This window comes from Chryseobacterium sp. UYP7, assembly GCF_056279225.1.
In genome coordinates, this window is the sequence record NZ_JBWBQW010000009.1 from 43,500 (window position 1) to 69,301 (window position 25,802).

Sequence of the window (25,802 nt, forward strand, 5' to 3'; positions counted from 1 at the left end):
AACATGCCTTCTTATTATTACATCATTATTCTCATCTCATTGGCCGCATTTTTTGCGTACATCAATCAGCGGTTTATAAAATTGCCTTTTGTGATCGGACTTTTTTTCCTGTCATCGCTCCTTTCCCTGGTTTCTATTGGAATTAAATCTTTTTACAGTCTGCCTTTTGATCAAATCAAAGCATTGGTGATCAGTACAGACATCAGCAAATCGGTTTTAAATATATTCTTAGGATTTCTACTTTTCGCCGGATCCATGCATACGAATTGGTTCACGTTGAAGAAGTATTTAAAAGACGTTTCGGTTTTAGCTTTAGGCGGAGTTATTTTTTCTACCATTTTTGTAGCGGTAGCGTTTTTCTACGTTTCTCATTGGTTGGGTCTAGAAATCCCTTTTTTATACTGTTTAATCTTCGGAGCCTTGATTTCTCCTACAGATCCAATCGCTGTTTTAACGATCTTAAAGGCAGCCAAAGTTCCGGAGAAAATCGAAGTAACGCTTGTAGGCGAATCGCTCTTCAATGACGGTGTTGGAGTGGTTATTTTTATAGCGCTAGTGCAAATGCTTTCCTCGGGTTCCGTTGAATTTGATTTTCCTCACTTTGGATTTTTATTTTTACAGGAAGCCGGAGGTGGAATTACATTCGGTTTGGTCTTAGGATATATTTTACATTATCTTTTGAAAACCATCGATCACTACGAAACAGAAGTGCTTCTTACCTTAGCTTTTGTAATGCTGGGCTACTTCCTTTCTGCACAAATGCATATATCAGGAGCTTTAGCCATGGTCATTATGGGATTGATGGTTGGGAACTTCCGAAAAATAGAAGCCATGAGTACAACCACGGAAGAATACGTTGCGAAATTCTGGGAATTGCTGGAGATTATCTTAAACGCTTTATTATTCTTATTGATCGCTTTGGTTTTGGTGGTTCTCGATTTTAATTTGAAATATATTGTTCTCGGCGTTATAACGATTTTAATTTTGATGGTTTCGCGTTACTTCACCGTCAACATTCCACGAAAAATGTCTCTTACTATCTTAAAGTTAGGAAAACCGGAATCCAAGATCATCATTTTCGGCGGATTACGCGGTGGACTGTCGCTGGCTTTGGTCATGTCGCTTCCCGCTTCAGAAACAAAAGATATTTTAATGATCGTGACTTATATTTGTGTGGCTTTCAGTATTTTAGTTCAGGGAACAACGATCGGTGCGCTTTCAAAGAGAATATTAAAAAAATAAATTTCGGTACAAAATAAGCTCTGATTTCTCTCTTTTTCTGAATTAAATTTTTTTTAGCCGAAAAAACCTATCTTTGCAAAATATTCAGCGGCATTCTTAAGCCATTTCAGTAATTCATTTTTACTAAAATAGAAAATCATTACCTCTACAGGGTTTGCGTTTTCAAGCCAAAAATGTAGAAGTAAAACACTTCATCCGCAATCATTTTTAATACAGAAAATATTGTTATTTACAGACTTAAAATTAATTAAGCCCATCCTTGATGCGCTTATAACAGAAGGTTACACACAACCAACTCCAATTCAGGAAAAAGCAATCCCCAGCATTTTACAAGGCAGAGATCTACTCGGAACGGCGCAAACCGGAACCGGAAAAACAGCTGCTTTTGCCATTCCTATTCTACAAAATCTTGCAGAAAAAAACTCCCGCAACAATAACATCAAAGTTTTGGTATTAACACCAACACGGGAATTAGCGATTCAGATCGAAGAAAGTTTCAATGCGTACGGTAGAAATCTAAACCTCAGAAACCTCGTAGTTTTTGGTGGAGTAAAACAAGCTGCACAGGAAAAAGCTTTAAGAAGAGGCGTTGATATTTTAGTTGCAACTCCGGGAAGATTATTAGACTTTATTTCCCAGAGAATTGTTTCTCTTCAAAACTTGGAAGTTTTCGTTTTGGACGAAGCCGACAGAATGCTCGACATGGGATTTGTACATGATGTAAAAAAGATCATTAAACTGTTGCCACCGAAAAGACAAACCCTTTTCTTTTCTGCAACCTTCCCCGATGAGATCAGCAAATTAGCAAATTCAATGCTTTCTAATCCAGTGAAAGTTGAAGTTGCACCCGTTTCTGCTACGGCAGATACGATCAATCAAAAAGTATATTTTGTTGATAAAGATGATAAGTTAGACTTGTTGACGCATATTCTACAAAACGACATCAAAGAATCGGTTTTGGTATTTTCCAGAACGAAACATGGTGCCGATAAAATCGCTCGAAAATTACAGAGTCATAAAATATCCGCCGAAGCAATTCACGGAAATAAATCTCAGAATCAAAGACAAAATGCTTTAAGCAACTTTAAGTCAGGAAAAACCAGAATCTTGGTCGCCACTGATATTGCAGCAAGAGGTATTGACATCGACGAGTTAAAATACGTTCTAAATTTCGAACTATCTGATGTTTCTGAAACATACGTTCACCGGATCGGAAGAACAGGAAGAGCCGGAGCGGAAGGAAGTTCAATCTCTTTTGTTGATGGTTTAGATCTTGTGAATCTGAAAAGTACTGAAAAATTGATTGGGAAGAAGATTCCAATTGAAAGAGATCATCCTTTCCATACTGATAATTTAGTAGCGCAAAAAAGAGATTCGAATAACAAATCTTTTACGCCGCGACCACGAATTCAGGGAAAAGATAATGCCGGAAGTAAAAAACCGAATAATAAAAGCAACTTTACAAGAAACAGATAATCGTTTCATCTCGTTTCAGGAACGAGACAAAGGAAATCGCAAAGACCGCAATATTTAATTATTGCGGTCTTTTTTAGTAAGGAAGAAAAATAAGGTATAGATCATTTGATAAAAAAATCCATAAATATTTTAATTATTTGTAATGGATTTCTTTAAAGAAAAATAGTATTTTTATCGGTCAGGAAAATTTCAACTTTTTAAAAAATACCAACAAGCAATAACAAACCAGAATGAGCTTTATAACCCGAGAAGACTTTTCCGAGATCTACATTAAATTTCATCAGCGTGGTTTATCCTTTTTGCTTTCAAAACTAAATCTAAATGCTTTTAAACGTACGCAAAGTGCCTTCAATGATCATAATTTAGAAAGTTCTAGTTTTTGGATCGTTCCGGAAGTCCGAAAGCGCTGGAATAAATTAATTACCGGCGACAAAGAGATGTTGTACGAAGAATATATCGCCAACAAATATTTTAAGGGGAAAGAAAAAATAAGAATTCTGGCTTTAGGAACCGGTGTTTGCAGTCACGAAATCCGGCTTGCTGAACTTAATCCAAACTGCGAGATCGACTGCTATGATTTTTCCGACGAATTGCTTAAAAAAGCTAAAGCGATTTCTGATGAAAAGGGGTTAAAAAATATTTTCTATCATGCAGAGAATATTATGGAACATGATTTTGATCACAAAAAATTTGATGTGGTCTTTTTTCATGCTTCTCTACATCACTTTGATCATATTTCTGAATTTCTGAAAAAAGTAGTCATAAAAAATCTTATTCCAGAAGGTCTTTTGATCATCAATGAATTTGTGGGTTCCAGTCGACTACAATATTCGAAGATCCAGCTGGATTATATAAATAAAGCAATTAAAGTTATTCCAAAAAAATATCGGAAAATATTTAAAACGGAAATCTACAAAAACAACTATTACGGTTCAGGAACTTTGAGGATGATTATTGCGGATCCTTCAGAATGCGTAGATTCGCAGTCGATTATTCCTGCAATTCATGACTGTTTCGATATTGTTGAAGAAAAATTTTATGGAAATAATATTTTGCAAAGCGCATTGAAAGATATTTCGCACCATTTCGTCGATTTAAATCCCGAAAAGAAAAAAATTCTTCACCAAATTTTTGATCTTGAAGATGAACTGCTAAAAAATCACCCAAGTGATTTTGTGTTTGGAATTTACAGCCTAAAAAGAAACTAAATAGATTTATAAATCGCAAATAATCTCTAATTCGTATAAAAGTAAGACCGCAATAATTAATTTTTGCGGTCTTTTTATTTTTTTAACGACACAGTAAAATATTCAGTCAAGTTTATGAAGGATCTTTTTTTACCAATTGTACCAGAGAAAGCAACGTTAAAGCACCGCCCAATCCCAGCAAAAATAAAGCGAAGGAATGACCGCCCACTTCAGCTCTGTTATTTGCTGAAATTTGTTTTGCTGCATCTTCAGCATTCGTCGCAGAGGTTACTATTTCGGTGTTTTGCTGGTTTATCGCATCGCCATCCACACTCAAATAAAGATAACTTCCGAGTACTAAAATCAGAATGCCGACGACTAGAACATATTTAGATTTCTTTTTCATAGCTTTTAAATTTAGGAAGTTAAATTACTAAAAATTCTGTTTGCATTTTCTGTCGTGATCCTGTCAATTTCTGAAAAATCTCTGCCGTAAATATTCACCAGCTTACCAACGACCAAATCAAGGTAGGAACTTTCGTTTCTTTTTCCGCGGTGCGGAACGGGCGCTAAATAAGGAGAATCGGTTTCCAGAACGATCTTATCTAATGGAATTTCATTTAAAAACTGGTCGATCTTGCCATTTTTAAAAGTAACTACTCCACCGATTCCTAAAATAAAGTGAAGGTCAACGGCGTGTTTTGCCTGCTCCAGGTTGCCGGAAAAGCAATGGAATATCCCTCGTAATTTCGGATGTTTTTTTCTTTCTAAAACTTCAAAGGTTTCGTCGAAACTTTCGCGGGTGTGAATAACAATCGGCACATCTTTTTCAATGGCCCAGTCGATCTGCTGTTCGAAAGCTTTTATCTGAATATCTAAAGTTGATTTGTCCCAATACAGGTCAATTCCAATTTCTCCGATCGCGGGAAATGATCTTGCATTTAAATGCTTTTTGACCAATTTAAGTTCCTCTTCCCAGGTGTCGGGTTTCACATAACAAGGATGCAGTCCCATCATGGAAAATATCTGGTTCGGATATTCGCTCTCTAAAGCGAGCATTTTTTCGTGCGTTTCAGAATTGATTGCAGGAAGATAAAATTTAGAAATGCCTTTATTTAAAGCTCTTTCAATCATTACTTTTCGGTCTGAGTCAAATTCTTCGGAATATAAATGAGTGTGCGTATCGATCATATGAGTTGATTGTTAATTGTTGATATTAGAATAACAGGTCTTTCTTGGTTAAACTAAATTGCAGCCCGACTTGAATGGATCCCGATGTAAAATCGTAAGGGAATGGAAGGCGGAAATGTCTGCCCAAATTATCTTAGAATATCTTATGCTTCACTTTCGCCTGTTGTTCAGAAATTCTCCCTTTCAACTTTTCTAAAAATTCCAGGTATTTTGGATTTTTATCATCTGAAGTTTTATGCTCCAAAGCCGTTGCGATTTTTGCATTTTCGGTGACAAATGATTTAGTTTCATCTGAAAAATACGCATTCCCAAATTTTTCCCAGATATACTGAACTGTCTGTTTATTGGGGTGAATTAAATCTTCTTTGTAAAAACGGTAGTCCCGTAAATCATCCATCAAAATTTCGTAAGCCGGCAAATAATGACAATTTTCGAATTGGGGAATGATTTCGTGAATCGCGGTGATCAATTTGAATTTACTCAGCGTATTTTCGACCATGCCGTCTTTGGTATGTCGCACGGGCGAAACGGTAAACAAGATCTGCACCTTCTCTTCGCAGATATCTTGCAGATTCACCACTGTTTCATACATAGAATCTGTGAGTTCCAGATGCGTTAACAATCTTTTCTCAAAATATTTACCAGGAATTTTGTGACAGTTTGAGACCAGTTTTTTCTTTGGTAAAAATTCATAAATAAAAGAAGTTCCGTAAGTGATCAAAACCCAGTTTGTTTTTTGGAGGAACTGATTTCCCGATTCAATCTGAGAATTGATCTTGTCTAAAGTTTGATGCAGGAACCGCGAATTAAAGGAGGAATGATGGTCTAAAGAAATCACTTCGTCGCTAAAACTGACTAAATCTTCTTCCAGATAATGATCGGCATTGTGCAGTTTCTTTACCGCATTATTTAAGGAAAACGGATTGAAAAGCGTTCCGAACGGATTGTTGAAGGTTTGAATTTGACCCGTTTTCAAGAGATCCGACATTTCTGTGGAAAAGCAAGATCCAATTGAAAATACTTGGTCTTCAATTTCAATTTTTAATTCAGAATCTGGAATTTCTACTTCGGTGCGGAATTTCATTTATTGATGTGATGATTTGATGATGTGGTGATGTGGTGATGTGACAATGGGGCAATGTGACGATTTGATGGTTCTAAATTAATTTATGATGAGCGTTGAATTATAATGTGCTGATTTGATAATCAAACAGGATATTAATTTGTGAATAAATTAACTTTCTCGGCGTAAAAGGTAGTTGGCTAGCTCGATGAAGGGCTTTTTCTTTTCGTCGGGAACGTCTATTTTTTTGAGATAATCCTGCGCGATCTCATTGTGTTTTTGAATAAGATGAAGCGTTTTTTCATCCACTTTTGTAAGACGGAAAATCTTTTCTACGCTGTAGACCTTATCAACATTATCGGTTTTCTTGGAATACCAGTAATCGAGTTCTTTCCTTTCTTCTTCAGAAGCATGCTCGCGAGCCAGAAGATAAAGCACCGTTTTTTTATTTTCGTAAATATCACCCGCGTGTTTTTTACCGAATTGTTCCTGATTTCCAAAAACATCTAAATAATCATCCATAATCTGGAAGGCAATCCCGATGTGTTTTCCGAAATTGAAAATTGCTTTTGCATCTTTAAACGGCGCACCTGCGATCAAAGCACCAATTTCGAAAGACGACGCACTTAAAACGCCGGTTTTGTAGGTGATCATGCGAATATAATCGTCGTAGGTCACATCTTCTAAAGTCTCAAAATTGATATCGTATTGCTGGCCTTCGCAGAGTAAAAGTCCGGTGTGCGTGAAAACGCGGACACAAGCTTTGAAAAGCTCGGGTTCAAGATCTTCGAAAAATTTGTACGCTTTAATGAGTAAAGCATCTCCGGACAGAATTCCAACATTGATTCCGTGTAAAGTGTGGATCGTTGGTTTATTTCTTCGGAGCGGCGCCTCATCCATAATATCATCATGGATCAAAGTAAAATTGTGGAAAAATTCGATTGCCAGTGCGGGTTTGATGGCTTTTTTCAAATCCCCGCCAAACATATCACTTGCCATGAGGACCATGATCGGTCGCAATCTTTTGCCCCCGTGAGAAATAATATAGTTCATTGGATCGTAAAGCTCTGCGGGCTTATCTTTGAATTTATATTTTTCTATTGCTTTGGCAACGATTTCCTGATATTCATCTAAAAACTGCATAAATTTCTTCTTTCGACAAAAATACGATTTTAAACAGTTTTTCCGTTTAAAATAATTAGGAAAAACATTTTCGAGGTAAATCCTGATCAGAATCATTTTGAAAAAGTAATCGAAATGGGAATATTCTGATAGAAATTTGATAACAGCCGATACAGAATGTAATTATAATTTCTAAAATCTTTAATTATGCTATACTTTTTCAGGTATCTTTTATGCATTAAAATAAATTTATGAATTGCATATTTTTAATAAAAATGGAATGTAAAGTAAAAATAGTCAATCAATTAGCCTTCTATACCTAATATTCTAACTCTCATGAGAAAACATGCTAACAATTCTTAATGTATCTTTAAATGTTAATGATTTATTTTTTATACTTTTGCAACTTCTAAAAATCAAAATGAAAAGCACTAAAAATAGTTTTCTTCTTGCAATCATATTCTTTATGGCGTTTTCCTGTAAACCAAAAGAAAATATGGTCTACATGGAGAATCAAAAATCCAGTATGGATAATGAGGTCAAACAAGCAGTGTTTGAAGGAACGCATTTGCAAACCGGAGATTTACTGGATATTAAAGTTTCTGCATTTGACGATAATGCAGTAAGGCCCTTCAATCTTAACACGATGAATCAGGCGGGTAACAGTACTGAAGTTTTACCGAATCAAACAGTGCAGGGTGCACCAGTCGGATATCTGGTAAGTAATGAAGGCTATATTATTTTTCCAGTCTTGGGCAAGTTGTATGTGCAGAATATGACGTTATCTCAACTAAGAGAAGATCTGGAAAAAAGATTACTGGAATACCTGACAGATCCATTAGTATCGGTGCGTCAATTAAATTTTAACATTACTGTTTTAGGAGAAGTAAAAAAGCCGGGACAATATACCAGTGCCTCAGATAAAGTCACTTTGCTTCAAGCTCTTGGAATGGCAGGAGACATGACAGATTATGGAGATAGAACCAAAGTAAAACTTGTACGTCATGAAAATGGATCGGATAACACTTACGTGATTGATTTTACAGAAAAAAACATTACTTCTTCTCCTTATTATTATATGCAACAAAATGATGTATTGTATGTAGAACCTGATGCGAATAAAAAAATTATAGCGGGAACAAATCCTAACCGTACTCTAATTTTCTCTATCATTGGAAGTGCGGTCGCGATATTCTCAATCCTTATTAGTACGATAAAATAATTATGGACGAATTACAGGAAAACGGGGAGAATTATTCCTTCGATTTACAGGCGGAAATAGGTAAATATATTAGAAAATGGCCTTGGTTTATATTATCTCTGATTGTTGCGTTTATAGTTGCATGGTTATATCTTCGGTACACTCCAAAACAATATTCTACGAGTGCATCTGTTTTGATTTCCACTGCTGATAAAAAAAATAGTTCCGTTAATATGCAGGATTTCGCCAACCTCTCTCTGGGAGGAGAAATAGGTGGAGCCAATTTACAGGATGAAATTTCTATCATGAAATCTAAACCTTTGTTATTTGATCTAGTTAAAAAACTCAATCTCGACGTGCAGGTTTCCTATGAAGGAAGGGTCGTTACAACCAGTTTATATAGCGGAACTCCTATTTTTGGTACTTTAAACATTCTTGACACTAAAAAATTCAAATCAAAAAACTTTTCAGTTTCTCCAGTTAACTCGCAACAGTTTAAATTAAGCGAAGAAGAAAACAGTGAAAAAACATATAGGTATGGTCAGGCGATACAACTAAAATATGCAGTGGTAACTCTTTACCGACAACCACTTGTTCCCTTTGATGAAACTGTTCAATTGAGTCTTCTCCGCCCGGACGGACTTGTTAATTCATTGGAGCAAAGCATTACTGCTGACCAAGATGTTAAAAATAAATCGAGTATTATTAAACTCACTTTGGCGGGTAAAACACCAGAAAAATCTGAAAATATTTTAAATGAACTCATTAAAATCTATAATCAGGATGCTATTACGAACAAAAATTTAGAGTCGCAAAATACGGGTAAATTTATCGATGGCCGATTAGATCTGATCACGAAAGAACTTGGCAATATTGAAGATCAGAAAGCCACCTTCAAAAGAAACAATCAAATTACTGATTTAGTAACCCAAGCTCAAATGTCGGTAGAAAATGCGAATGAGGCGACGAAAAAAATTATGGATGTTGGTACGCAATTGGAAATGGTAAACTCAGTTTTAAGCTATGCCAATTCTGCAAATAACGAGCAACTTTTACCGAGTAATCTGGGTATGCCTTCAGGTTTAGATAATGTGATCAACGAATATAATCAGTTGGTTTTAACAAGAAATAAAACGCTGAAGCAAGCAACCAACTCCAACCCTGCTGTAATTCAGTTTAACAGAGATATTTCTTCCATGCGAAGTCTTATAAAAGAGAATTTAAAGAAGTCACGTGCGTCACTGCAATCCAATATTTCAGCACTGCAATCTGAAGTAAATCAAAATAAAACTGCAGTTGGAAAATTTCCAGGCCAGGAGAAGATCTTTAGAACAATAGATCGTCAGCAAAATATTAAAGAAGCACTTTATCTCTTTCTTCTGCAAAAACGCGAAGAAACTTCGATTTCTTTAGCAGTAACTACTCCAAAAGCACGGGTAGTGAATCCTGCATACACGATGACAAATCCTGTATCTCCCCAAAACTCTAAAATTTATTTGATAGCGCTGGTCTTAGCTTTAGCATTACCATTTTTACTATTTTATATTCTATTCTTTTTTGATTCTAAAATATCGAATAAAGGTGATATCTCCAGAGTTTTACCAAATATCCCATTACTGGCAGAAGTTCCAACGGCCAGTAAAGAAAATGGCGATCTGGTTGCGAAAAATGACCTTTCTATTTATGCGGAAGCATTTCGGATCCTCATTACAAATCTGAAATTCATGATCACAAAAATAGAGAACAGATCCCCAATTATTTTGTTTACCTCCTCTGTAAAAGGAGAAGGAAAAACTACCGTTTCTATCAATTCTGCATTGAGCTTAAGCTCCAATAAAAGAGTAGTTCTTATAGGAGCTGATCTTCGGAATCCACAATTAAAAAGATACGTTCCTGCGAACAAATTGGGACTCTCCGATTTCTTAGCAGATGCAAGCACTCAAGCATCAGATATTACATTCCCGTCTGGACTACATGCGAACCTGGATATTATTGACTCCGGTACCATTCCTCCCAATCCTACTGATTTGTTGGAAGATAGTCGCTTGAAAGATTTGCTTGATGATTTAGTGAGCCGTTATGATTATGTTTTAATCGACTCGGCCCCAATGATGATGGTGAGTGACTCTTTTCATATTTTGAGGCTTGCCGATGTACTAGTTTACGTTGTACGTGCAAGATATACGGAGAAAAATCTCCTGAAATATGTGAAAACGGTAGCGGCTGATGAGAATGTGGCAAAGGTAGGTATCGTTTTAAATGACGTTGATAAAGATGAACTCCGATATGGCTACGGAGGCAAATATGGTTATGGCTACTACACCGAAGAGAAAAAAAGCATTTGGGAGCAGATTCGAAGCAAGTTTTAGTTTAAAAGCCAAACCCTGTAATACAAAATAGAAATAAATATATTATTGATGTCAGACTTTAAAAATTTAAAAAATAAAAAAGTACTCGTAACTGGTGGTGCCGGTTTTATTGGATCTAATCTTTGCGACGCTTTGCTTCAGCACGGAGCCAGGGTCACCTGTTTAGATAATTTTGCAACGGGAAAAAGACAAAATATAGAGCCATTTCTGCTAAATGAAAAATTTACTTTGATTGAAGGTGACATAAGAGATCTGGAGACTTGTCAAAAAGCTTGTGCTGATCAGGATTTTGTTCTGCATCAAGCGGCTTTGGGTTCGGTCCCGCGTTCTATAAATGATCCTATTACCAGCAATGAAGTAAATGTTGGTGGATTTCTGAAAATGCTCGTCGCGGCAAAAGATGCTGGTGTTGAAAGATTTGTGTATGCTGCAAGTTCCTCGACCTACGGAGACTCTGCTGCTTTGCCAAAAGTGGAAGATGTTATCGGTAAGCCTTTATCACCGTATGCTATTACTAAATATGTGGACGAATTGTACGCAGACGTATTTAAAAGAACCTATGATTTTAATACCATCGGCTTACGATATTTTAATGTTTTCGGCCGTAGTCAGGATCCCAATGGAGCTTACGCCGCGGTCATCCCAAAATTTGTGATGCAGTTCATGGCTCATGAATCTCCTACGATTAATGGTGGTGGAGAATATTCGAGAGATTTCACTTACATCGATAACGTTGTTTTAATGAATCTCTTAGCTTTAACTTCAGAGAATACAGAAGCTCTGAACCAGGTTTACAATACTGCGTTTGGAGAAAGAACGACTTTAAATGATCTGGTCAAATATTTAAAAGAATATTTATCAGACTTTGATCCGAAAATTGCGGACGTTGAAGTAAAATACGGAGATTACCGCAAAGGTGATGTCCCCCATTCCTTAGCGAGCATTGATAAAGCTAAAGAATTATTGAATTATAATCCTCAGTTTTCCATGAAGGACGGTTTAAAAGAAGCCGTGACCTGGTACTGGAACAATTTAAAATAAAACTATGCAGCATAAAATTACAGTACTCGGCTTAGGTTACGTCGGTTTACCGCTAGCCCGTCTTTTCGCGACCAAATTTCCCGTAGTTGGTTTTGATATTAACCAGGCGAGAGTTAATGATCTTAAAAATGGTCACGATGATACTTTAGAAGTTTCAGATGAATTATTAAACTCTGCAATGGTTAAGAACAATCCATCGAAAGAAGAGAAAGGTCTTTATTGTTCTTATGATTTAAAAGATATTGAAGATTCTAACATTTACATCATCACAGTTCCGACACCAGTAGATAAAAATAATCGTCCAGTTTTAACGCCGCTTATTAAAGCGAGTGAAACGGTCGGTAAAGTATTAAAAAAAGGTGATATCGTTATTTATGAATCGACGGTATATCCTGGAGCGACTGAAGAAGATTGTATTCCTGTAGTTGAAAAAATTTCAGGTTTAAAATTTAATGTTGATTTCTTCGCAGGTTACTCACCAGAAAGAATTAATCCAGGTGATAAAGAACATACGGTAGAAAAAATTCTGAAAGTAACCTCGGGTTCAACGCCTGAAATTGGTATTATAGTTAACGATATTTATAAATCTGTCATTACGGCTGGAACGCATTTAGCACCAACCATTAAAGTGGCTGAAGCAGCTAAAGTGATTGAAAATTCTCAGCGAGATATCAATATTGCTTTCGTTAATGAATTGGCGAAGATCTTTAATTTAATGGATATCAATACCCATGATGTTCTCGAAGCAGCCGGAACAAAATGGAACTTCCTTCCTTTTAAACCAGGTTTAGTAGGCGGTCATTGTATTGGAGTTGATCCTTATTATCTGGCTCAGAAAGCTCAGGAATACGGTTATCATCCGGAAATTATTCTAGCCGGAAGAAGGTTGAATGACTCTATGGGACAATACGTCGCTTCGCAGGTCATTAAAACGATGATCAAAAAAGACATTGCGGTTAACAATGCAAAAATTTTGATGTTGGGAATCACTTTTAAAGAAAACTGCCCCGACGTAAGAAATACTAAAATTGTTGATGTAATATCTGCATTAGAAGATTATGGAACTAAAGTGACCACTTATGACCCGTGGGCAAATGCTGCAGAAGTAAAACATGAATATGGTATTAAAAGTAGATCTAAAATTCCGACTGAGAAATTTGATGCGATCATTTTAGGTGTTGCTCATAATGAGTTTTTAGATTTAGATTTAGATCTGCTTAAAAAAGATACAGCTGTTGTTTATGATGTGAAGGGGATTTTAAAAAATTGTGATTCCAAATTATAGAATTCTGTAATGTTATTTAAGACGAGAAAATAAAGAGCACTCCGTCATTAATCATGATCTCTTAATCATTTTATATTTTATAGTTAAAAGGAATGAAAATCACAGTAGTAGGAACAGGATATGTAGGTCTTTCAAATGCAATTTTGTTAGCACAGCACAATGAAGTTGTAGCTTTGGATATCGTTCCAGAGAAAATAAGCTTGCTGAACAATAGAAAATCTCCGATAGACGACGCAGAAATTGTTTCTTTTTTAGAAAGCAAAGAATTAAACTTTAGAGCCACTTTAGATAAGAATGATGCCTATCTTAATGCCGATTACGTGATCGTTGCAACACCTACAGATTACGATCCGAAGACGAATTATTTTAACACTTCTAGTGTTGAATCAGTTGTGTATGAGGTAAAAGAATATTGTCCTGAAGCAATTGTAATCATTAAGTCTACCGTACCAGTTGGCTTTACGGAAGCTCTAAAAGATAAAATTGATCTTAAAAACATAATATTTTCTCCAGAATTTTTAAGAGAAGGGAAAGCTTTATTTGATAATTTATACCCATCAAGAATAATCATTGGTGAACAGAGCGAGAGAGCAGAAACATTTGCAAAATTGTTAAAACAGGGTGCAATAAAAAAAGATATTACTACCCTATTCACTAATCCCACGGAGGCAGAAGCGATAAAGCTCTTCTCGAATACTTATTTAGCTCTACGGGTCGCCTATTTTAATGAACTAGATAGCTATGCACAAATTCATGAGCTAGATAGTAGGCAGATTATAGAAGGAGTTAGTCTTGATCCTCGCGTAGGATCACATTATAATAATCCGTCTTTCGGTTATGGTGGCTATTGTCTGCCAAAAGACACAAAGCAATTACTCGCTAATTATGAAGCGGTGCCCAATAATATTATTCAGGCTATTGTAGATGCGAACCGTACCCGGAAAGATTTTATTTCCGATTCTGTACTAGCTAAAAACCCTAAAAAAGTGGGGGTTTACCGACTGATAATGAAAGCGGGTTCCGATAATTATAGAGCTTCAGCGATGCAGGGTGTTATGAAACGTATTAAAGCTAAAGGTGTAGAAGTAATAGTTTATGAACCGGTACTTACAGAAAAGTTCTTTTTCGGATCAAAAGTAATAAATGATTTAGAAATTTTCAAAAAAGAATGTGATCTGATTATTACTAACCGCTTGACAGAAGAACTGGAGGATGTGAGATCAAAGGTATTCACCCGTGATTTATTTGGTAGCGATTAGATATCGATCTTATTGCTTTCTATCCAATCTTCAGTAATGGTCTTTAAAGTCTAGCATTACAAGAATAGTACTAGTAAAAATTTTGAAAATAGATTTTTACGGGTGTAAAATATAAAAGATAAAAAAATGAATATATTAGTTACTGGCGCTGCAGGTTTTATAGGCTATCACTTATCTGAGAAGTTGATTGCTTTAGGGCACAACGTTACAGGAATAGATAATATTAATGATTATTATGATATAAATCTTAAATTCGCGCGGTTAAAAAATCTGGGTATTGCAGAAGAAAACATTCACTATAATACCCTGATCAAAAGCGATATCCATGCTACTAGATTTAATTTTATAAAATTGAATTTAGAGGATCAATTAAATTTACCTTTTCTATTTAATGATCAAAAATTTGATATAGTTTGTAATTTGGCGGCGCAGGCAGGTGTTAGGTATAGTATAGAACAGCCAATGAAGTATATCGAAAGTAACATTGTTGGTTTTGTCAACTTATTAGAATGTATAAAAAAAGCAGAAATAAAAAAGTTTGTTTATGCAAGTAGTTCAAGTGTTTATGGAATGAATGATAAGGTACCATTCTCTACCGACGATAATGTGGATCATCCTATAAGTATTTATGCAGCAACAAAAAAAAGTAATGAATTAATGGCACATGCGTACAGTCATTTGTTTGGAATTGAAACTATAGGATTAAGATTTTTCACTGTTTATGGACCTTGGGGAAGACCAGATATGGCAATGTTCTTATTTACAGATGCCATTCTAAATGATAAACCAATTAAGGTTTTTAATAATGGAAATTTATCTCGAGATTTTACTTACATCGATGATATTATTGAAGGCGTTATATCAACATTATTAAAAGAACAAAAAAATAAAAAAACTTATTCTATTTATAATATCGGCAATAGCCAACCCGTAAAACTTTTAGATTTTATTGAATCTATAGAAAAAGCTACAGGCAAAAATGCCATAAAAGAAATGATGCCAATGCAGGCAGGAGACGTAGAAAAAACATGGGCAGATACCTCTGCACTTCATAACGATTACGGTTATGAGCCACAAAATAATATAAACAATGGGGTTGCCAATTTCGTAGCCTGGTACAAAGATTTTTACAATAACATATGAATAACGAAGTATTAAAAATAAAAAAAGCAACTTTAAAAGGTAAAGTGAAAGTCAGCGGAGCAAAAAACAGTGCTTTACGTTTGCTCGCTGCCAGTTTATTAACAGAGGATAAAGTACAGTTATCTAATTTCCCTAACGGTCTATTAGATGTACAAGTTCATCTTGAAATGCTTGAAGTGCTCGGCAAAAAAATTATTTCAAATGGTGATTTTGTTCAAATTGAAGAAGAAAAATCTAAAACAACGAACCATTTAAAATGGGAAGACCGCTCCATAAGAAACACTTTATTGATTTTAGGGGCTTTAACTGCGAGATGGGGGGAAGGTCGTGTGCCATTGCCCGGCGGTTGCAAATTAGGAGAAAGAAAGTATGATTTACACGTTATGCTTCTTGAAAGTTTAGGTGCAGAAGTTTGGGAAGAAGATGATTGCTTATGTGCGAAGGTGAACGGCAGATTAAAGGGTAATGAAATTATATTACCTATGCGATCTACTGGAGCTACTGAGAACTCTATCATTTGTGCAAGTTTAGCTGAAGGTAAAACCACTTTGTGGAATCCTCATATCAGACCTGAGATTATGGACTTAATTGATATGCTTCAAAAAATGGGGGCGAAAATTAAAGTCTATGGGCAAAAATGTATTGTTATTGAAGGTGTTGATAAATTGAATGGTGTAAAACATAGTGTCATCGCAGACAATATGGAAGCGCTGACTTGGGCAATTGGAGCGGTAATTACAAATGGAGATGTTGAGATTGAAAATTTCCCCTTTGAGCATCTTGAAGTTCCTTTAGTTTTTTTAAGAGAAAGTGGAATGAAGTTTTACCGTGGGGAAAATAGTTTAATCGTGAGAGGTGGAGAATCTTATCCGATTGAAATAAGTACTGGCCCTTATCCTGGAATTAATTCTGACATGCAGCCCTTATTTGCAGTATATGGTGCAATGAGTAAAGGAGAATCTAAAATTATAGATTTAAGATTTCCTGGACGCTACGGTTACGCAGAAGAGTTGGCGAAAATGGGAATGGATTACAAAGTAGAAGGTGAAATGTTGGTTATTAGTGGTGGAACTCCGCTGAAGGGAGCAACGGTAAATGCTTTAGACCTTAGAGCAGGAATTGCCTTGTTACTTGCAGGATTAACAGCTGAAGGGGAAACAACTATTGAGAATTCTTGGCAAATACATCGAGGATACGAAAATTTAAGTGAAAAATTATTAGCGTTAGGAGTTTCAATTTAGCATAATGACATTTAAACAAACTCGTAAAGATATTAAAGGTGATTTACCTAGTACAGATCGAATACTTTTGATCTTTATAAAAAGTTATTTGTACAGCCCTAGGTTCCGGTTACTACTTAATCATAGAGTGGGCAAGTATTTTTACAAAAAACAAAATTTCTTCCTACGACAAATTGGTATTTACTACAAAAATAAAATGATAACAAAAAGGAATTGCGATATTTCCTATAATTCATTTATTGGGCAGAATTTGAGAATGCCTCATCCTTTGGGGATCGTGATTGGTGATGGAGTAATAATTGAAAATAATGTCATGGTCTTTCAGCAAGTTACTTTTGGTAGTCACGGTAAGCCTGGAAAAAACAAAAAAGAATATCCGCATATAAAATCAGGTGTTAAAATTTTCGCCGGTGCCAAAATAATAGGTGGCATTACAATAGGAGAAAACGCCGTAGTTGGGGCAAATTCCGTAGTTAATATTGACGTCCCTTCAAATAGTGTCGCCGTAGGAATTCCCTGTAAAATAATTAATAATTTATGAGCAGTTTTGTTTCTGATGTTATGAGAGTTGCTACTTCTAACATTTTAATTATTGGATTAGGATTAGCGACATCAATTATTACAGCGAGAGCAATTGGGCCCGAGGGGAATGGGGTAATTGCTGCACTTCTCGTTTATCCATCCTTATTCATGAGTATTGGTTCATTGGGCATTAGACAATCAACAACCTATTTTTTAGGTAAAGGAATTTATTCGGAAACTCAAATCAAAAAAACAATAACGCAAATATGGATGTTTACTACCATATTATCAGTGATAGTTAGTTTTTTTCTCATGAGATACTTTAGTAAAACAGGAGACAACTTATTATTAGTGGTTCTTGCGCTACTACCTATTCCATTTAGTTTATTCAATACCTATAATTCGGGGATTTTCCTAGGTAAAAACGATATTAAGACCTTCAATAAAATAAACTGGATTCCTTCCTTAGTAGTTTTTGTTGGAACGGTCATCTTTGTAGTCGTTATAAAATTAGATGTTGCTGGAGCCATGATCGCATCTATAGGCGGTCCAGTTTTAATTGCAATAATTTTACTTTTTAAAAATAAATTTATTCAAGATTTTAGTTTAGATTTTGACTGGAAAATTATTTCTGCCATGTTATCTTTAGGAGCTGTTTACGCATTTTCTCTTCTGATTATTAACTTAAATTATAAAGTTGATATTATAATTCTAGACAAACTAAGTACGCCTTATGAAATGGGTATTTATTCGAAAGGGTCGGTAATAACGCAATACTTATGGCAAATCCCAATGTTATTAAGTACAATTGTATTTGCAAGGAGCGCCGTAAGCAAGAATGATCGGCTATTCTCTTATAAAGTTGCACAACTCCTTAGAGTGTCATTTATATGCGTATTAATAGCTACTGTATTTCTTATAGTATTTTCTGGTTTTATTATTACAGGAATGTATGGGGAAGCTTTTCGGGGAAGTATCACCGTACTAAATTACCTTCTACCTGGAGTAGTAGTATTAACTATATTCAAAGTTATGAATGTGGATCTTGCTGGTAAAGGAAAGCCTTGGATTAGTCTGAAGGCAATGGTACCCGCTTTAATTATGAATATTATTTTTAATATACTATGGATTCCAAAATATGGTGCGAATGGAGCATCAATTGCATCCACAGTTAGTTACGCATTTGCCGGCATTTTATTTTTATTTTTCTACAGTAAAGAAACTAATATCCCGGTGAGAGAAATAATATCGTATAAAAAAAGCGATTTTGATCCTATCCTCCAAATAGTAAAAAACCTGAAAAAATAGAATGAAAATTATAAAAGATTTCGACTTAACTAATTATAATTCCTATAGAATTAAGGCGATCTGTAAAAATGCTTATTTTCCGGAAAATGAGGAAGATGTAGTGTCATTTTACAAAGATGTTGAAGATTTCGTGTTGTTAGGGAGTGGTCACAACATTATTTTATCTAAAGAATATTACGATACCAACTTCTTAATTTTTAATGGAAATTATCATGATACGCTTATAGATTCGGAAAACGGCTTATTAGAAGTAGAAGCAGGCGCAACCATGTTAGTATTAAGCAATTTAGCTTTAGAGAATGGTTTAAGTGGATTAGAGATTTTCTATGATATCCCAAGTTCCCTTGGTGGCGCGGTGGTAATGAATGCTGGTGCAAGTGGTGAAGAAATTAAAGATGTTTTGGTAAAGGTTCGTTATCTGGATTTGAAAGACAATCAAATTAAGGAAATTATTAAAGAAGAAATGGGTTTCGAGTACAGAAACAGTTTCTTCCAGAGAAATACAGATAAGGTAATCCTAAAAGCGTGGTTGAAACTACAAAAGACGGATAAAACTGCTATTAAAGAAAAAATGGAACTGATTAAAGAGCAGCGGTGGGCGAAGCAGCCAAAAGATTTCCCAAATGCAGGAAGCGTTTTCAAAAGACCAAAAGGATATTATGTAGGGGCTATAATGGATGAATTACAATTAAAAGGATTTATTGTTGGCGGCGCAATGATCTCTAAAAAGCACGGTGGATTTATTATTAATCATAATAACGCAAAAGGCCAGGATATTTTGGACATAATTATTGAGGTAAAGAAAAGAGTCTTGGAAAAATATAATGTCGAATTAGAAGTAGAACAAAGAGTTATATAAATGATGGATATGCAAAAGCCAAAAGTAACCGTTATCTCACTTTATTACAACAGGGAAGATAACGTCAAAGAATCTATTCAAAGTTTAATCGATCAGACATATCCAAACTTAGAAATCGTAATTATCGATGATTGTTCCCAGGACAACACCTATTTGGAGCTAGAAAAAATGGCCAAAACATCTGGTCGTATTAGGCTGAAACGAAACCCAACTAATTACGGTTTTACACGCACGCTTATCGATGCTGTTAGCCAAGCAGATTCGAAATACATTGCTATTCATGGGTCTGGAGACATTTCACTACAAACCCGTATTGAAGAACAAGTTTTCCACTTAGAAAATTTCACAAACGTCGGAGTGGTAACAACGGATATTACTAATATCGCAAAACCAAAATTTCACAAATTAGAAATCACTTATCAGGATCTATTAGTAAAAAATCGGATTACCCATGGCGCAGTTATGTTTCGAAAAGAAGTTTACGATAAAGTTGGAGGCTACAGAGAATTCTTTACATCAAGACAAGACAAAGATCTTTGGTTTAGAATGGTTTTAGTAAGTGAGGTACATTTCATTAGTACAAAGTTGTATAATTTAGTGGATATTAAAAAGTCCGTATCAGATTACGCTTCAATTTCGGGAGTTCCAACATTATTATCAGAGTTCTCAAAAGAATTAATAAAACAGAGAATGAAAACCGGCTCAGATTATTTAGATTTATATGGAGACAAAGGAGTATTATTTTTCAATCCCACCACTGCAAATAAATTGTTCTACAAGAACATATTACTTAATATAAGAGCTGGGGCAACCGATAAAGTCGCTAATTATTTGAGAATTTTGATAAATGTTAATAATCAATTTTTAATTGTAGGACTTTCAAAACTTTTTCTTCTCATCATAAAAAATATAAAAAATGATCAAAAGACTAATTAACTATTACAGAAGGAATTATTGGCAACCAGAAAAATATGCGAAGTGGGTTGGTGTTACTATTGGTAAAGACTGTCTAATCTCAACAAAAAAATTTTCTTCCGAACCATATCTCATAGAAATTGGCGATTATTGTAGAATAGCCTCCGACGTATCTTTTTTTACGCATGGTGGTCTTTGGTCTCAAAGAAAGAAAAATAATGGTTTAGATTATTTTGGAAAGATAAAAATTGGTAACTATACGTATATTGGAGAAGGGTCCAAAATAATGCCAGGAGTAATTGTTGGTAATGATGTAATTATTGGTGCCGGAAGTATCGTGACAAAATCGGTGGCCGATGGAATGGTTGTAGCTGGCAACCCTGCTAGAGTAGTTGGTGACACAGCATCTTTTATAGAAAAAATCAGTAAATATAATGTTGATTCAAAAGGTATGAATGAAGTACGAAAAAAAGAATATTTACTCTCCTTATCTAACGATATGTTTATAAGAAAATAGAATGCTTTTAAAAATCACTTACGTTTTTCTAAGTATATTTCTCTGCATATATTATTTTTATGCTCCCGAATATTTAAATACAACAGCTATATTTTATTTATTAATAATAGTATTTATTTCTACATGTCTATTTTCATTACGAAGAGAATCTAATGCCCTATTAAAAAGTCAGTTTTTAAAACATTCTACATTAGCTCTCATAGGTATTTTGATTGTACATTTTCAATATTACATTGACCTTATGCTCGGTAATATAAATGAATCGGACATTTTCATTTTTGTTAACAATAAAATAGTCATCAAAAGTATGGTACTTTCGACTATAGGACTACTATCATTTTTTCTTGGGTATCTTTATTACCGAAATAAAATTAATACAAAGTCGCAAAATACTGATATTAGAATTTATAATATTAGTTTTCTGTTAGTTGGTGCTACATTCTCACTTGTCATTTATTTTTTCACGGTAAACCCTTTATATTTACTAGGCCACTATGGCTCTGTTGATATTGGATCAAATGCCACCTACGCCATACTTGCATTTAACTTATTTATTTTTGCTGCAGTTATACAACAATCTCGAAATGTTATAAATAAAAAGGTTAAACCAACAACTTTTCGTGGATATATTAACAGTATTGGATATCCAATCCTATTATTAATTTCTATATATCTGCTGTCAGTGTTAATTAGTGGAGACCGAGGTCCGTTAATAACATATGCACTATGCTACCTCTCCGGATACTTTTTTATTACGAAAAAGAAGTTATCTGTAAAAAGCGGATTACTACTTATTTTTGCAGGTGCATTTCTTATAACACTATTGGGAGTAGCAAGAAGCCAAAATAAAAATTTATCTTTCGTGGATAAGATTCAGGCAGCTTTTAAAGATAATCCAGTAGATGCTGATGTCTCATTTTTGCCACAAACAAAAGAATTAGCTACCTCTGTTAAAGCAGTCCATCACGCTATAGATTTTGTGCCAGCTCAGCACGATTTTCTTTACGGTAGGTTTCAATTTCAGCAGCTATCCAGTTCGATACCTTTCTTTAATTTTTTCAACAGTGTAATTTTTAGCGATAATAGTAAAAAATATGCAGGTTCTGCTTCATTTATAACATGGATATTTCAAGGAGATAATCCGAGTTATGGTAATGGCACCTCCGTTATTGCTGACTTCTATCTAGATTTTGGCCTACTTGGAGTTATTGTTGGTATGTTTATTTTTGGCTTCATGATGCGGAAAGCAGAATTAGGAATGTATTCAGGCCATTCGACACTATTTTTTCATGTGTTCATTATAGTATATTTAAGTAATGCTATTTATATCTCTAGATCATCCTTTTTATTTGGCTTTCGAACCGTTTTCTGGATATTTTTAGTTCTTTTAATTAATCAACATTTATTCAATAAAAAAATAAATGCCTAAAATTTTATTTAACATATCTTCCTTAAATTCCGGTGGTATTGAAAACTATCTGCTTCGTTTTCTTCGTCATTACGAATCAGAAATTACACCTGTAGTTCTTTGCAAAAGCGGTGAATTCGGAGAACTTGAAAAAGAATATGCATCTATTAAAAACATTCAACTGGTTAAAACTAAGTTAGGGTATTTTAATTTTAAAGCTTATCGTGATTTCCAAGCTTATTTAGAAAAAGAGAATTTTCAGGCGGTTTGTGATTTTACAGGAAATTTTGCAGGTTTAGTAATGAGAAGCGCTGCTAATGCAGGAATTAAAAACAGGATCACCTTTTATCGCGGATCCACAAACCGCTTTGCTGAAAATTTTATTAAAAAAGCGTATAATAACTGGGTGCATCGTTTGGTACTAAAATATTCTACTTCTATTTTATCTAATTCTGAGGCGGCCTTTACCTATTTCTTTAAAAAGAAAGATGACCGCTTTCAAGTAATTTACAATGGCATCAACCCTTCTTATTTTGACTTAAAGATTTCTCAGAACGAAGTCAGGAAAGAATTAAAAATTCCAGAGAAGGCATTTGTAGTTGGGCACACGGGAAGAGTACACTTTTCTAAAAATCACGAAACGATCATTAAAGTTGCAGAGATTTTATGTAATAAATATCCAGACATTCATTTTGTCTTGGTAGGAAAAAATACTGAAGAAGCATTTTCAAAAATCACAATCGATAAAGGTCTGGCCAATCAGTTTACTATTTTAGGTTTCAGGCAGGATATCCCTTTCATCTTAAAATCTTTTGATTTTTATTTCTTTCCTTCGGTTACAGAAGGACAGCCTAACGCATTAATTGAGGCCATGGTTTCTGGTCTTCCTTTTGTTGCTTCAGACATCGATCCAATAAAAGAAACCGTCCCCACAAAAAATCATAATCAGCTATTTCCCGCAAAGGACGCAGTCGCTTTTGCAACTAAAATTGAACAATTTTATCTTAACGAATGGAAAAATGACCCTCAAACTACGCTAGATGTTCGAAAGAGATTTGATGCCAACGAGAAATTTAGAGAATTTCTCGAAATATTAAAAAAGTAATTAGATGAACTTAGTTTTTGTGACCGAAGCACGTTTTTTTAAAGATGATCAGGGAAATATCTACGGAGATTCCGCGTTTGAACATCATATTTGGGAACGGTATTTAAATATATTCGAAAAAATATTTATCATTGCGAGAGTCAATCAAAAGTCTGAAAATTTAGAAAAGAAATATATTTCTTCTGGAAAAAATATTCATTTTTTGGAGATGACTTACTATGTTGGGCCTCTACAATATTTACAAAACTATTTTGCCATTCGGTCTGAAGTTAAAAAATTTGTCAAGACGAATTTAGATTCGGCTTTTATATGTAGAATTCCGGGCAATGTGAGCGATATGGTGATTAAGGAATTAAGAAGAAATAATAAAAATTATGGAGTAGAGATTGTTGGAGATCCTGACGATGTTTTTTCCGACGAATCTTTTAAACATCCCCTAAAAAGAATTTTCCATGCAAAAACCGTTCAGAATCTTAAGCAAAATATTTATAGTGCAAAATCAACGCTCTATGTAACTAAAAATACGCTTCAAAAAAAGTATCCCTCTAATACATCCTCATTTACAACTTACGCTTCAAACGTAATGCTTCCTTCGAATTTGAAAGACAGAGCTCCAAAAAAATTACAATCTAAAAAAAATTATAAAGTCATATCCGCAGGATCCGTTGAGCAAATGTACAAATCTCCTGATATCGCCTTGGAAGCTGTACGAATCTACAACGAAAAATTCCCTCATCTACCGATCGACTTTACCTGGCTCGGCGACGGCATTTATCTGGAAAGTCTTAGATTAAAATGTAAAGAAATGAATTTAATGAATTTTCATTTTAAAGGGCAGGTATCATCTGTAGAAGTAAATAATGAAATGAGTTTAAGTGATCTGTTCATATTGGTTTCGAGAACTGAAGGGCTACCACGGGTAATTGTAGAAGCAATGTCTGAAGGTTTGCCAGTAATTGGGACGAATGTTGGTGGGATACCGGAATTACTTTCAGAAGAAGCCTTAATTGAAAAAAATAATCCCGAAGATTTAGCAGTAAAAATATATGCAATTCTATCTAACGCAGAAATCTACAACCGACTTGCCCAAAGAAATTTGGTGGAGGCTGGGGAATTTGACACTGACGTTTTAAGATCCAGAAGAGAAGAATTTTATAAATCACTTAAAAACGATCATTAATGCATATTTTACATTTAATTAAGACAAGCGAAGGCGCAGCTTGGGCCCTTAATCTCTTACGTGAAGTTAAAAATAAATATCCGGAACTTATATTTAGTGTTGTTATTCCCCAGGGAGGTAAAAATTTCGAAGGTTATAAGGAAATATGTGAGCATGTTATTGATTTCGATTATTCAATTAACAGTAGTTTTTTAAGAAAAGGTAAAGCCTTGAAGAAGATCATTAAAGATCTAAATCCAGACATCATACAAAGTTGGTTTACTCAAACAACTTTGTACTCTAGATTATTTTTAAGAAGTCTCGATCAACCTAAAATTTACGAGGTAGTTGGACCCGCCCATTTAGAAATAGGTCTTTTTAAATGGGGTGATATTATGAGCAGCTCGAACAATGATTATTGGATTGCCACTTCGCAATATATTTATGATCAGTATAGAAACGCAAATGTTCCACATCGCAAATTATTCTTAAACTATGCATATATTGATACAGAAAAATTTCTTTTACAGGCCAGACTTTTAAAACAGAGAGATTTAAGAAAAGAATATAATATTCCCGCAAACACAAAGATCATCGGAACGGCTTCCTATATCTATCCGCCTAAATTTTTTCAAAAAAATGGTATCAAAGGCCATGAAATACTTTTCGAAGCATTTAAAGTTCTTCTAAAAAAGAGAAATGACATTGTACTCGTTGTTGCCGGAGGTACTTTCGGAGATGATTTAAGCTACGAAAAAAAATTACGGGCAGAAGCTGCCGCTATTGGTACGGATAAAGTAATATTCACGGGAGGTTACAAACATGTTAATGAAGTAATCTCTAATTATGATGTTTTTGTATATCTATCCAAGTCGGAAAATCTAGGGGGTGTTTATGAAAGTCTTTTATTAGAAATTCCTACCATTTCATCAGATCGTGGCGCACTTCCGGAGTTGGTCATCAATGGAGAAACAGGATATAACGTTGGATTGGATAACCCACAATTAATTGCTGAAAAAATAGAACTTTTATTCAGTAAAAAAAGTTATTATAACGAAAAAGGAAAAAGTAAAGTTCGTTCAATTTTTAACAAGGAAAAAATAATTGATTCTACCTTTCAGATATATAAGAAAGTACTCGAAAATAGTAACCTACTAAATAACAAAACTTAGAATTGTCAATCATGTAT

The 25,802-nt window shown here is 34.6% G+C and carries 23 protein-coding genes; 19 read left to right on the forward strand and 4 right to left on the reverse strand.

Annotated features, from left to right (window positions below; all coding sequences use genetic code 11):
* Window positions 1–3: 3 nt before the first annotated feature.
* The 3 genes from ACZ9HT_RS15650 (at window position 4) to ACZ9HT_RS15660 (ending at window position 3,926) form a co-directional block, all read left to right on the forward strand.
* Complete coding sequence (locus ACZ9HT_RS15650) at window positions 4–1,242, forward strand: cation:proton antiporter (RefSeq protein ID WP_476041432.1); 1,239 nt, start codon at window positions 4–6, stop codon at window positions 1,240–1,242.
* Between the two features lie 222 nt (window positions 1,243–1,464).
* A complete protein-coding gene (locus ACZ9HT_RS15655) occupies window positions 1,465–2,718 on the forward strand; it encodes a DEAD/DEAH box helicase (protein ID WP_476041433.1) in 1,254 nt (417 codons plus the stop codon).
* A gap of 230 nt (window positions 2,719–2,948) precedes the next feature.
* Window positions 2,949–3,926, forward strand: coding sequence for a methyltransferase domain-containing protein (locus ACZ9HT_RS15660; RefSeq protein WP_476041434.1), 978 nt, complete (start codon window positions 2,949–2,951; stop codon window positions 3,924–3,926).
* 112 nt (window positions 3,927–4,038) lie between these two features.
* Here ACZ9HT_RS15660 and ACZ9HT_RS15665 read toward each other — a convergent pair whose 3' ends face one another.
* The 4 genes from ACZ9HT_RS15665 to ACZ9HT_RS15680 form a co-directional block, all read right to left on the reverse strand.
* The gene (locus ACZ9HT_RS15665) at window positions 4,039–4,311 is read right to left on the reverse strand and encodes a hypothetical protein (protein WP_476041435.1); all 273 of its coding nucleotides are present in this window, start codon (window positions 4,309–4,311) and stop codon (window positions 4,039–4,041) included.
* Between the two features lie 11 nt (window positions 4,312–4,322).
* A complete protein-coding gene (locus tag ACZ9HT_RS15670; protein WP_476041436.1) occupies window positions 4,323–5,096 on the reverse strand; it encodes a TatD family hydrolase in 774 nt (257 codons plus the stop codon).
* A 133-nt stretch (window positions 5,097–5,229) separates the two neighbouring features.
* The gene (locus tag ACZ9HT_RS15675) at window positions 5,230–6,180 is read right to left on the reverse strand and encodes a GSCFA domain-containing protein (protein ID WP_476041437.1); all 951 of its coding nucleotides are present in this window, start codon (window positions 6,178–6,180) and stop codon (window positions 5,230–5,232) included.
* Between the two features lie 150 nt (window positions 6,181–6,330).
* Complete coding sequence (locus ACZ9HT_RS15680; protein WP_476041438.1) at window positions 6,331–7,302, reverse strand: polyprenyl synthetase family protein; 972 nt, start codon at window positions 7,300–7,302, stop codon at window positions 6,331–6,333.
* A 400-nt stretch (window positions 7,303–7,702) separates the two neighbouring features.
* Between ACZ9HT_RS15680 and ACZ9HT_RS15685 the strand changes: the two genes are divergently transcribed.
* From ACZ9HT_RS15685 to ACZ9HT_RS15760, 16 genes are all read left to right on the forward strand, one after another.
* Window positions 7,703–8,503 carry a polysaccharide biosynthesis/export family protein gene (locus tag ACZ9HT_RS15685; protein ID WP_476041439.1) on the forward strand — a complete coding sequence of 267 codons (801 nt, stop codon included), beginning with the start codon at window positions 7,703–7,705 and terminating at the stop codon, window positions 8,501–8,503.
* A gap of 2 nt (window positions 8,504–8,505) precedes the next feature.
* Window positions 8,506–10,851, forward strand: coding sequence for a GumC family protein (locus tag ACZ9HT_RS15690; protein WP_476041440.1), 2,346 nt, complete (start codon window positions 8,506–8,508; stop codon window positions 10,849–10,851).
* Between the two features lie 48 nt (window positions 10,852–10,899).
* Window positions 10,900–11,892 (forward strand): SDR family oxidoreductase, encoded by a 993-nt coding sequence (locus tag ACZ9HT_RS15695; RefSeq protein WP_476041441.1) that lies wholly within the window; start codon window positions 10,900–10,902, stop codon window positions 11,890–11,892.
* A 4-nt stretch (window positions 11,893–11,896) separates the two neighbouring features.
* Complete coding sequence (locus ACZ9HT_RS15700) at window positions 11,897–13,177, forward strand: nucleotide sugar dehydrogenase (RefSeq protein WP_476041442.1); 1,281 nt, start codon at window positions 11,897–11,899, stop codon at window positions 13,175–13,177.
* A 92-nt stretch (window positions 13,178–13,269) separates the two neighbouring features.
* A complete protein-coding gene (locus tag ACZ9HT_RS15705; RefSeq protein ID WP_476041443.1) occupies window positions 13,270–14,436 on the forward strand; it encodes a nucleotide sugar dehydrogenase in 1,167 nt (388 codons plus the stop codon).
* Window positions 14,437–14,562: 126 nt separating this feature from the next.
* The gene (locus ACZ9HT_RS15710; RefSeq protein WP_476041444.1) at window positions 14,563–15,579 is read left to right on the forward strand and encodes an NAD-dependent epimerase/dehydratase family protein; all 1,017 of its coding nucleotides are present in this window, start codon (window positions 14,563–14,565) and stop codon (window positions 15,577–15,579) included.
* A complete protein-coding gene (gene murA / locus ACZ9HT_RS15715; RefSeq protein ID WP_476041445.1) occupies window positions 15,576–16,820 on the forward strand; it encodes a UDP-N-acetylglucosamine 1-carboxyvinyltransferase in 1,245 nt (414 codons plus the stop codon). Before ACZ9HT_RS15710 ends, murA begins: the two co-directional genes overlap by 4 nt.
* Window positions 16,821–16,824: 4 nt before the next feature.
* Window positions 16,825–17,361: a serine O-acetyltransferase gene (locus ACZ9HT_RS15720; protein WP_476041446.1), complete on the forward strand. Its 537-nt coding sequence runs from the start codon at window positions 16,825–16,827 to the stop codon at window positions 17,359–17,361.
* Window positions 17,358–18,650, forward strand: a complete 1,293-nt coding sequence (locus ACZ9HT_RS15725; protein ID WP_476041447.1) for an oligosaccharide flippase family protein — start codon at window positions 17,358–17,360, stop codon at window positions 18,648–18,650. The genes ACZ9HT_RS15720 and ACZ9HT_RS15725 overlap by 4 nt, the downstream gene beginning before the upstream one ends.
* A gap of 1 nt (window position 18,651) precedes the next feature.
* Window positions 18,652–19,509 (forward strand): UDP-N-acetylmuramate dehydrogenase, encoded by an 858-nt coding sequence (gene murB / locus ACZ9HT_RS15730; protein WP_476041448.1) that lies wholly within the window; start codon window positions 18,652–18,654, stop codon window positions 19,507–19,509.
* Between the two features lie 9 nt (window positions 19,510–19,518).
* Window positions 19,519–20,445 carry a glycosyltransferase family 2 protein gene (locus tag ACZ9HT_RS15735; protein ID WP_476041449.1) on the forward strand — a complete coding sequence of 309 codons (927 nt, stop codon included), beginning with the start codon at window positions 19,519–19,521 and terminating at the stop codon, window positions 20,443–20,445.
* On the forward strand, window positions 20,426–20,941 hold the full coding sequence (locus ACZ9HT_RS15740; protein WP_476041450.1) for an acyltransferase: 516 nt from the start codon (window positions 20,426–20,428) through the stop codon (window positions 20,939–20,941). Before ACZ9HT_RS15735 ends, ACZ9HT_RS15740 begins: the two co-directional genes overlap by 20 nt.
* 1 nt (window position 20,942) lies before the next feature.
* The gene (wzy, locus tag ACZ9HT_RS15745; protein ID WP_476041451.1) at window positions 20,943–22,370 is read left to right on the forward strand and encodes an O-antigen polysaccharide polymerase Wzy; all 1,428 of its coding nucleotides are present in this window, start codon (window positions 20,943–20,945) and stop codon (window positions 22,368–22,370) included.
* Window positions 22,363–23,454, forward strand: coding sequence for a glycosyltransferase (locus ACZ9HT_RS15750; RefSeq protein WP_476041452.1), 1,092 nt, complete (start codon window positions 22,363–22,365; stop codon window positions 23,452–23,454). Before wzy ends, ACZ9HT_RS15750 begins: the two co-directional genes overlap by 8 nt.
* A gap of 4 nt (window positions 23,455–23,458) precedes the next feature.
* Window positions 23,459–24,634 carry a glycosyltransferase family 4 protein gene (locus tag ACZ9HT_RS15755; RefSeq protein ID WP_476041453.1) on the forward strand — a complete coding sequence of 392 codons (1,176 nt, stop codon included), beginning with the start codon at window positions 23,459–23,461 and terminating at the stop codon, window positions 24,632–24,634.
* Entirely contained in the window at window positions 24,634–25,785 is a 1,152-nt protein-coding gene (locus ACZ9HT_RS15760) for a glycosyltransferase family 4 protein (protein ID WP_476041454.1), read from the forward strand. The genes ACZ9HT_RS15755 and ACZ9HT_RS15760 overlap by 1 nt, the downstream gene beginning before the upstream one ends.
* The last annotated feature ends 17 nt before the right edge of the window (window positions 25,786–25,802 follow it).

Bases quoted from the DNA above. Each gene is read 5' to 3' on its own strand.
- ACZ9HT_RS15700 (WP_476041442.1), top strand. From the start codon at position 11,897: ATGCAGCATAAAATTACAGTACTCGGCTTAGGTTACGTCGGTTTACCG.
- ACZ9HT_RS15740 (WP_476041450.1), top strand. From the start codon at position 20,426: ATGATCAAAAGACTAATTAACTATTACAGAAGGAATTATTGGCAACCA.
- ACZ9HT_RS15735 (WP_476041449.1), top strand. From the start codon at position 19,519: ATGCAAAAGCCAAAAGTAACCGTTATCTCACTTTATTACAACAGGGAA.
- ACZ9HT_RS15685 (WP_476041439.1), top strand. From the start codon at position 7,703: ATGAAAAGCACTAAAAATAGTTTTCTTCTTGCAATCATATTCTTTATG.
- ACZ9HT_RS15680 (WP_476041438.1), bottom strand. From the start codon at position 7,302: ATGCAGTTTTTAGATGAATATCAGGAAATCGTTGCCAAAGCAATAGAA.
- ACZ9HT_RS15650 (WP_476041432.1), top strand. From the start codon at position 4: ATGCCTTCTTATTATTACATCATTATTCTCATCTCATTGGCCGCATTT.
- ACZ9HT_RS15690 (WP_476041440.1), top strand. From the start codon at position 8,506: ATGGACGAATTACAGGAAAACGGGGAGAATTATTCCTTCGATTTACAG.
- ACZ9HT_RS15665 (WP_476041435.1), bottom strand. From the start codon at position 4,311: ATGAAAAAGAAATCTAAATATGTTCTAGTCGTCGGCATTCTGATTTTA.
- murA (WP_476041445.1), top strand. From the start codon at position 15,576: ATGAATAACGAAGTATTAAAAATAAAAAAAGCAACTTTAAAAGGTAAA.
- ACZ9HT_RS15705 (WP_476041443.1), top strand. From the start codon at position 13,270: ATGAAAATCACAGTAGTAGGAACAGGATATGTAGGTCTTTCAAATGCA.
- ACZ9HT_RS15760 (WP_476041454.1), top strand. From the start codon at position 24,634: ATGCATATTTTACATTTAATTAAGACAAGCGAAGGCGCAGCTTGGGCC.
- ACZ9HT_RS15720 (WP_476041446.1), top strand. From the start codon at position 16,825: ATGACATTTAAACAAACTCGTAAAGATATTAAAGGTGATTTACCTAGT.
- ACZ9HT_RS15660 (WP_476041434.1), top strand. From the start codon at position 2,949: ATGAGCTTTATAACCCGAGAAGACTTTTCCGAGATCTACATTAAATTT.
- wzy (WP_476041451.1), top strand. From the start codon at position 20,943: ATGCTTTTAAAAATCACTTACGTTTTTCTAAGTATATTTCTCTGCATA.
- ACZ9HT_RS15710 (WP_476041444.1), top strand. From the start codon at position 14,563: ATGAATATATTAGTTACTGGCGCTGCAGGTTTTATAGGCTATCACTTA.
- ACZ9HT_RS15755 (WP_476041453.1), top strand. From the start codon at position 23,459: ATGAACTTAGTTTTTGTGACCGAAGCACGTTTTTTTAAAGATGATCAG.
- murB (WP_476041448.1), top strand. From the start codon at position 18,652: ATGAAAATTATAAAAGATTTCGACTTAACTAATTATAATTCCTATAGA.
- ACZ9HT_RS15670 (WP_476041436.1), bottom strand. From the start codon at position 5,096: ATGATCGATACGCACACTCATTTATATTCCGAAGAATTTGACTCAGAC.
- ACZ9HT_RS15695 (WP_476041441.1), top strand. From the start codon at position 10,900: ATGTCAGACTTTAAAAATTTAAAAAATAAAAAAGTACTCGTAACTGGT.
- ACZ9HT_RS15675 (WP_476041437.1), bottom strand. From the start codon at position 6,180: ATGAAATTCCGCACCGAAGTAGAAATTCCAGATTCTGAATTAAAAATT.
- ACZ9HT_RS15750 (WP_476041452.1), top strand. From the start codon at position 22,363: ATGCCTAAAATTTTATTTAACATATCTTCCTTAAATTCCGGTGGTATT.
- ACZ9HT_RS15725 (WP_476041447.1), top strand. From the start codon at position 17,358: ATGAGCAGTTTTGTTTCTGATGTTATGAGAGTTGCTACTTCTAACATT.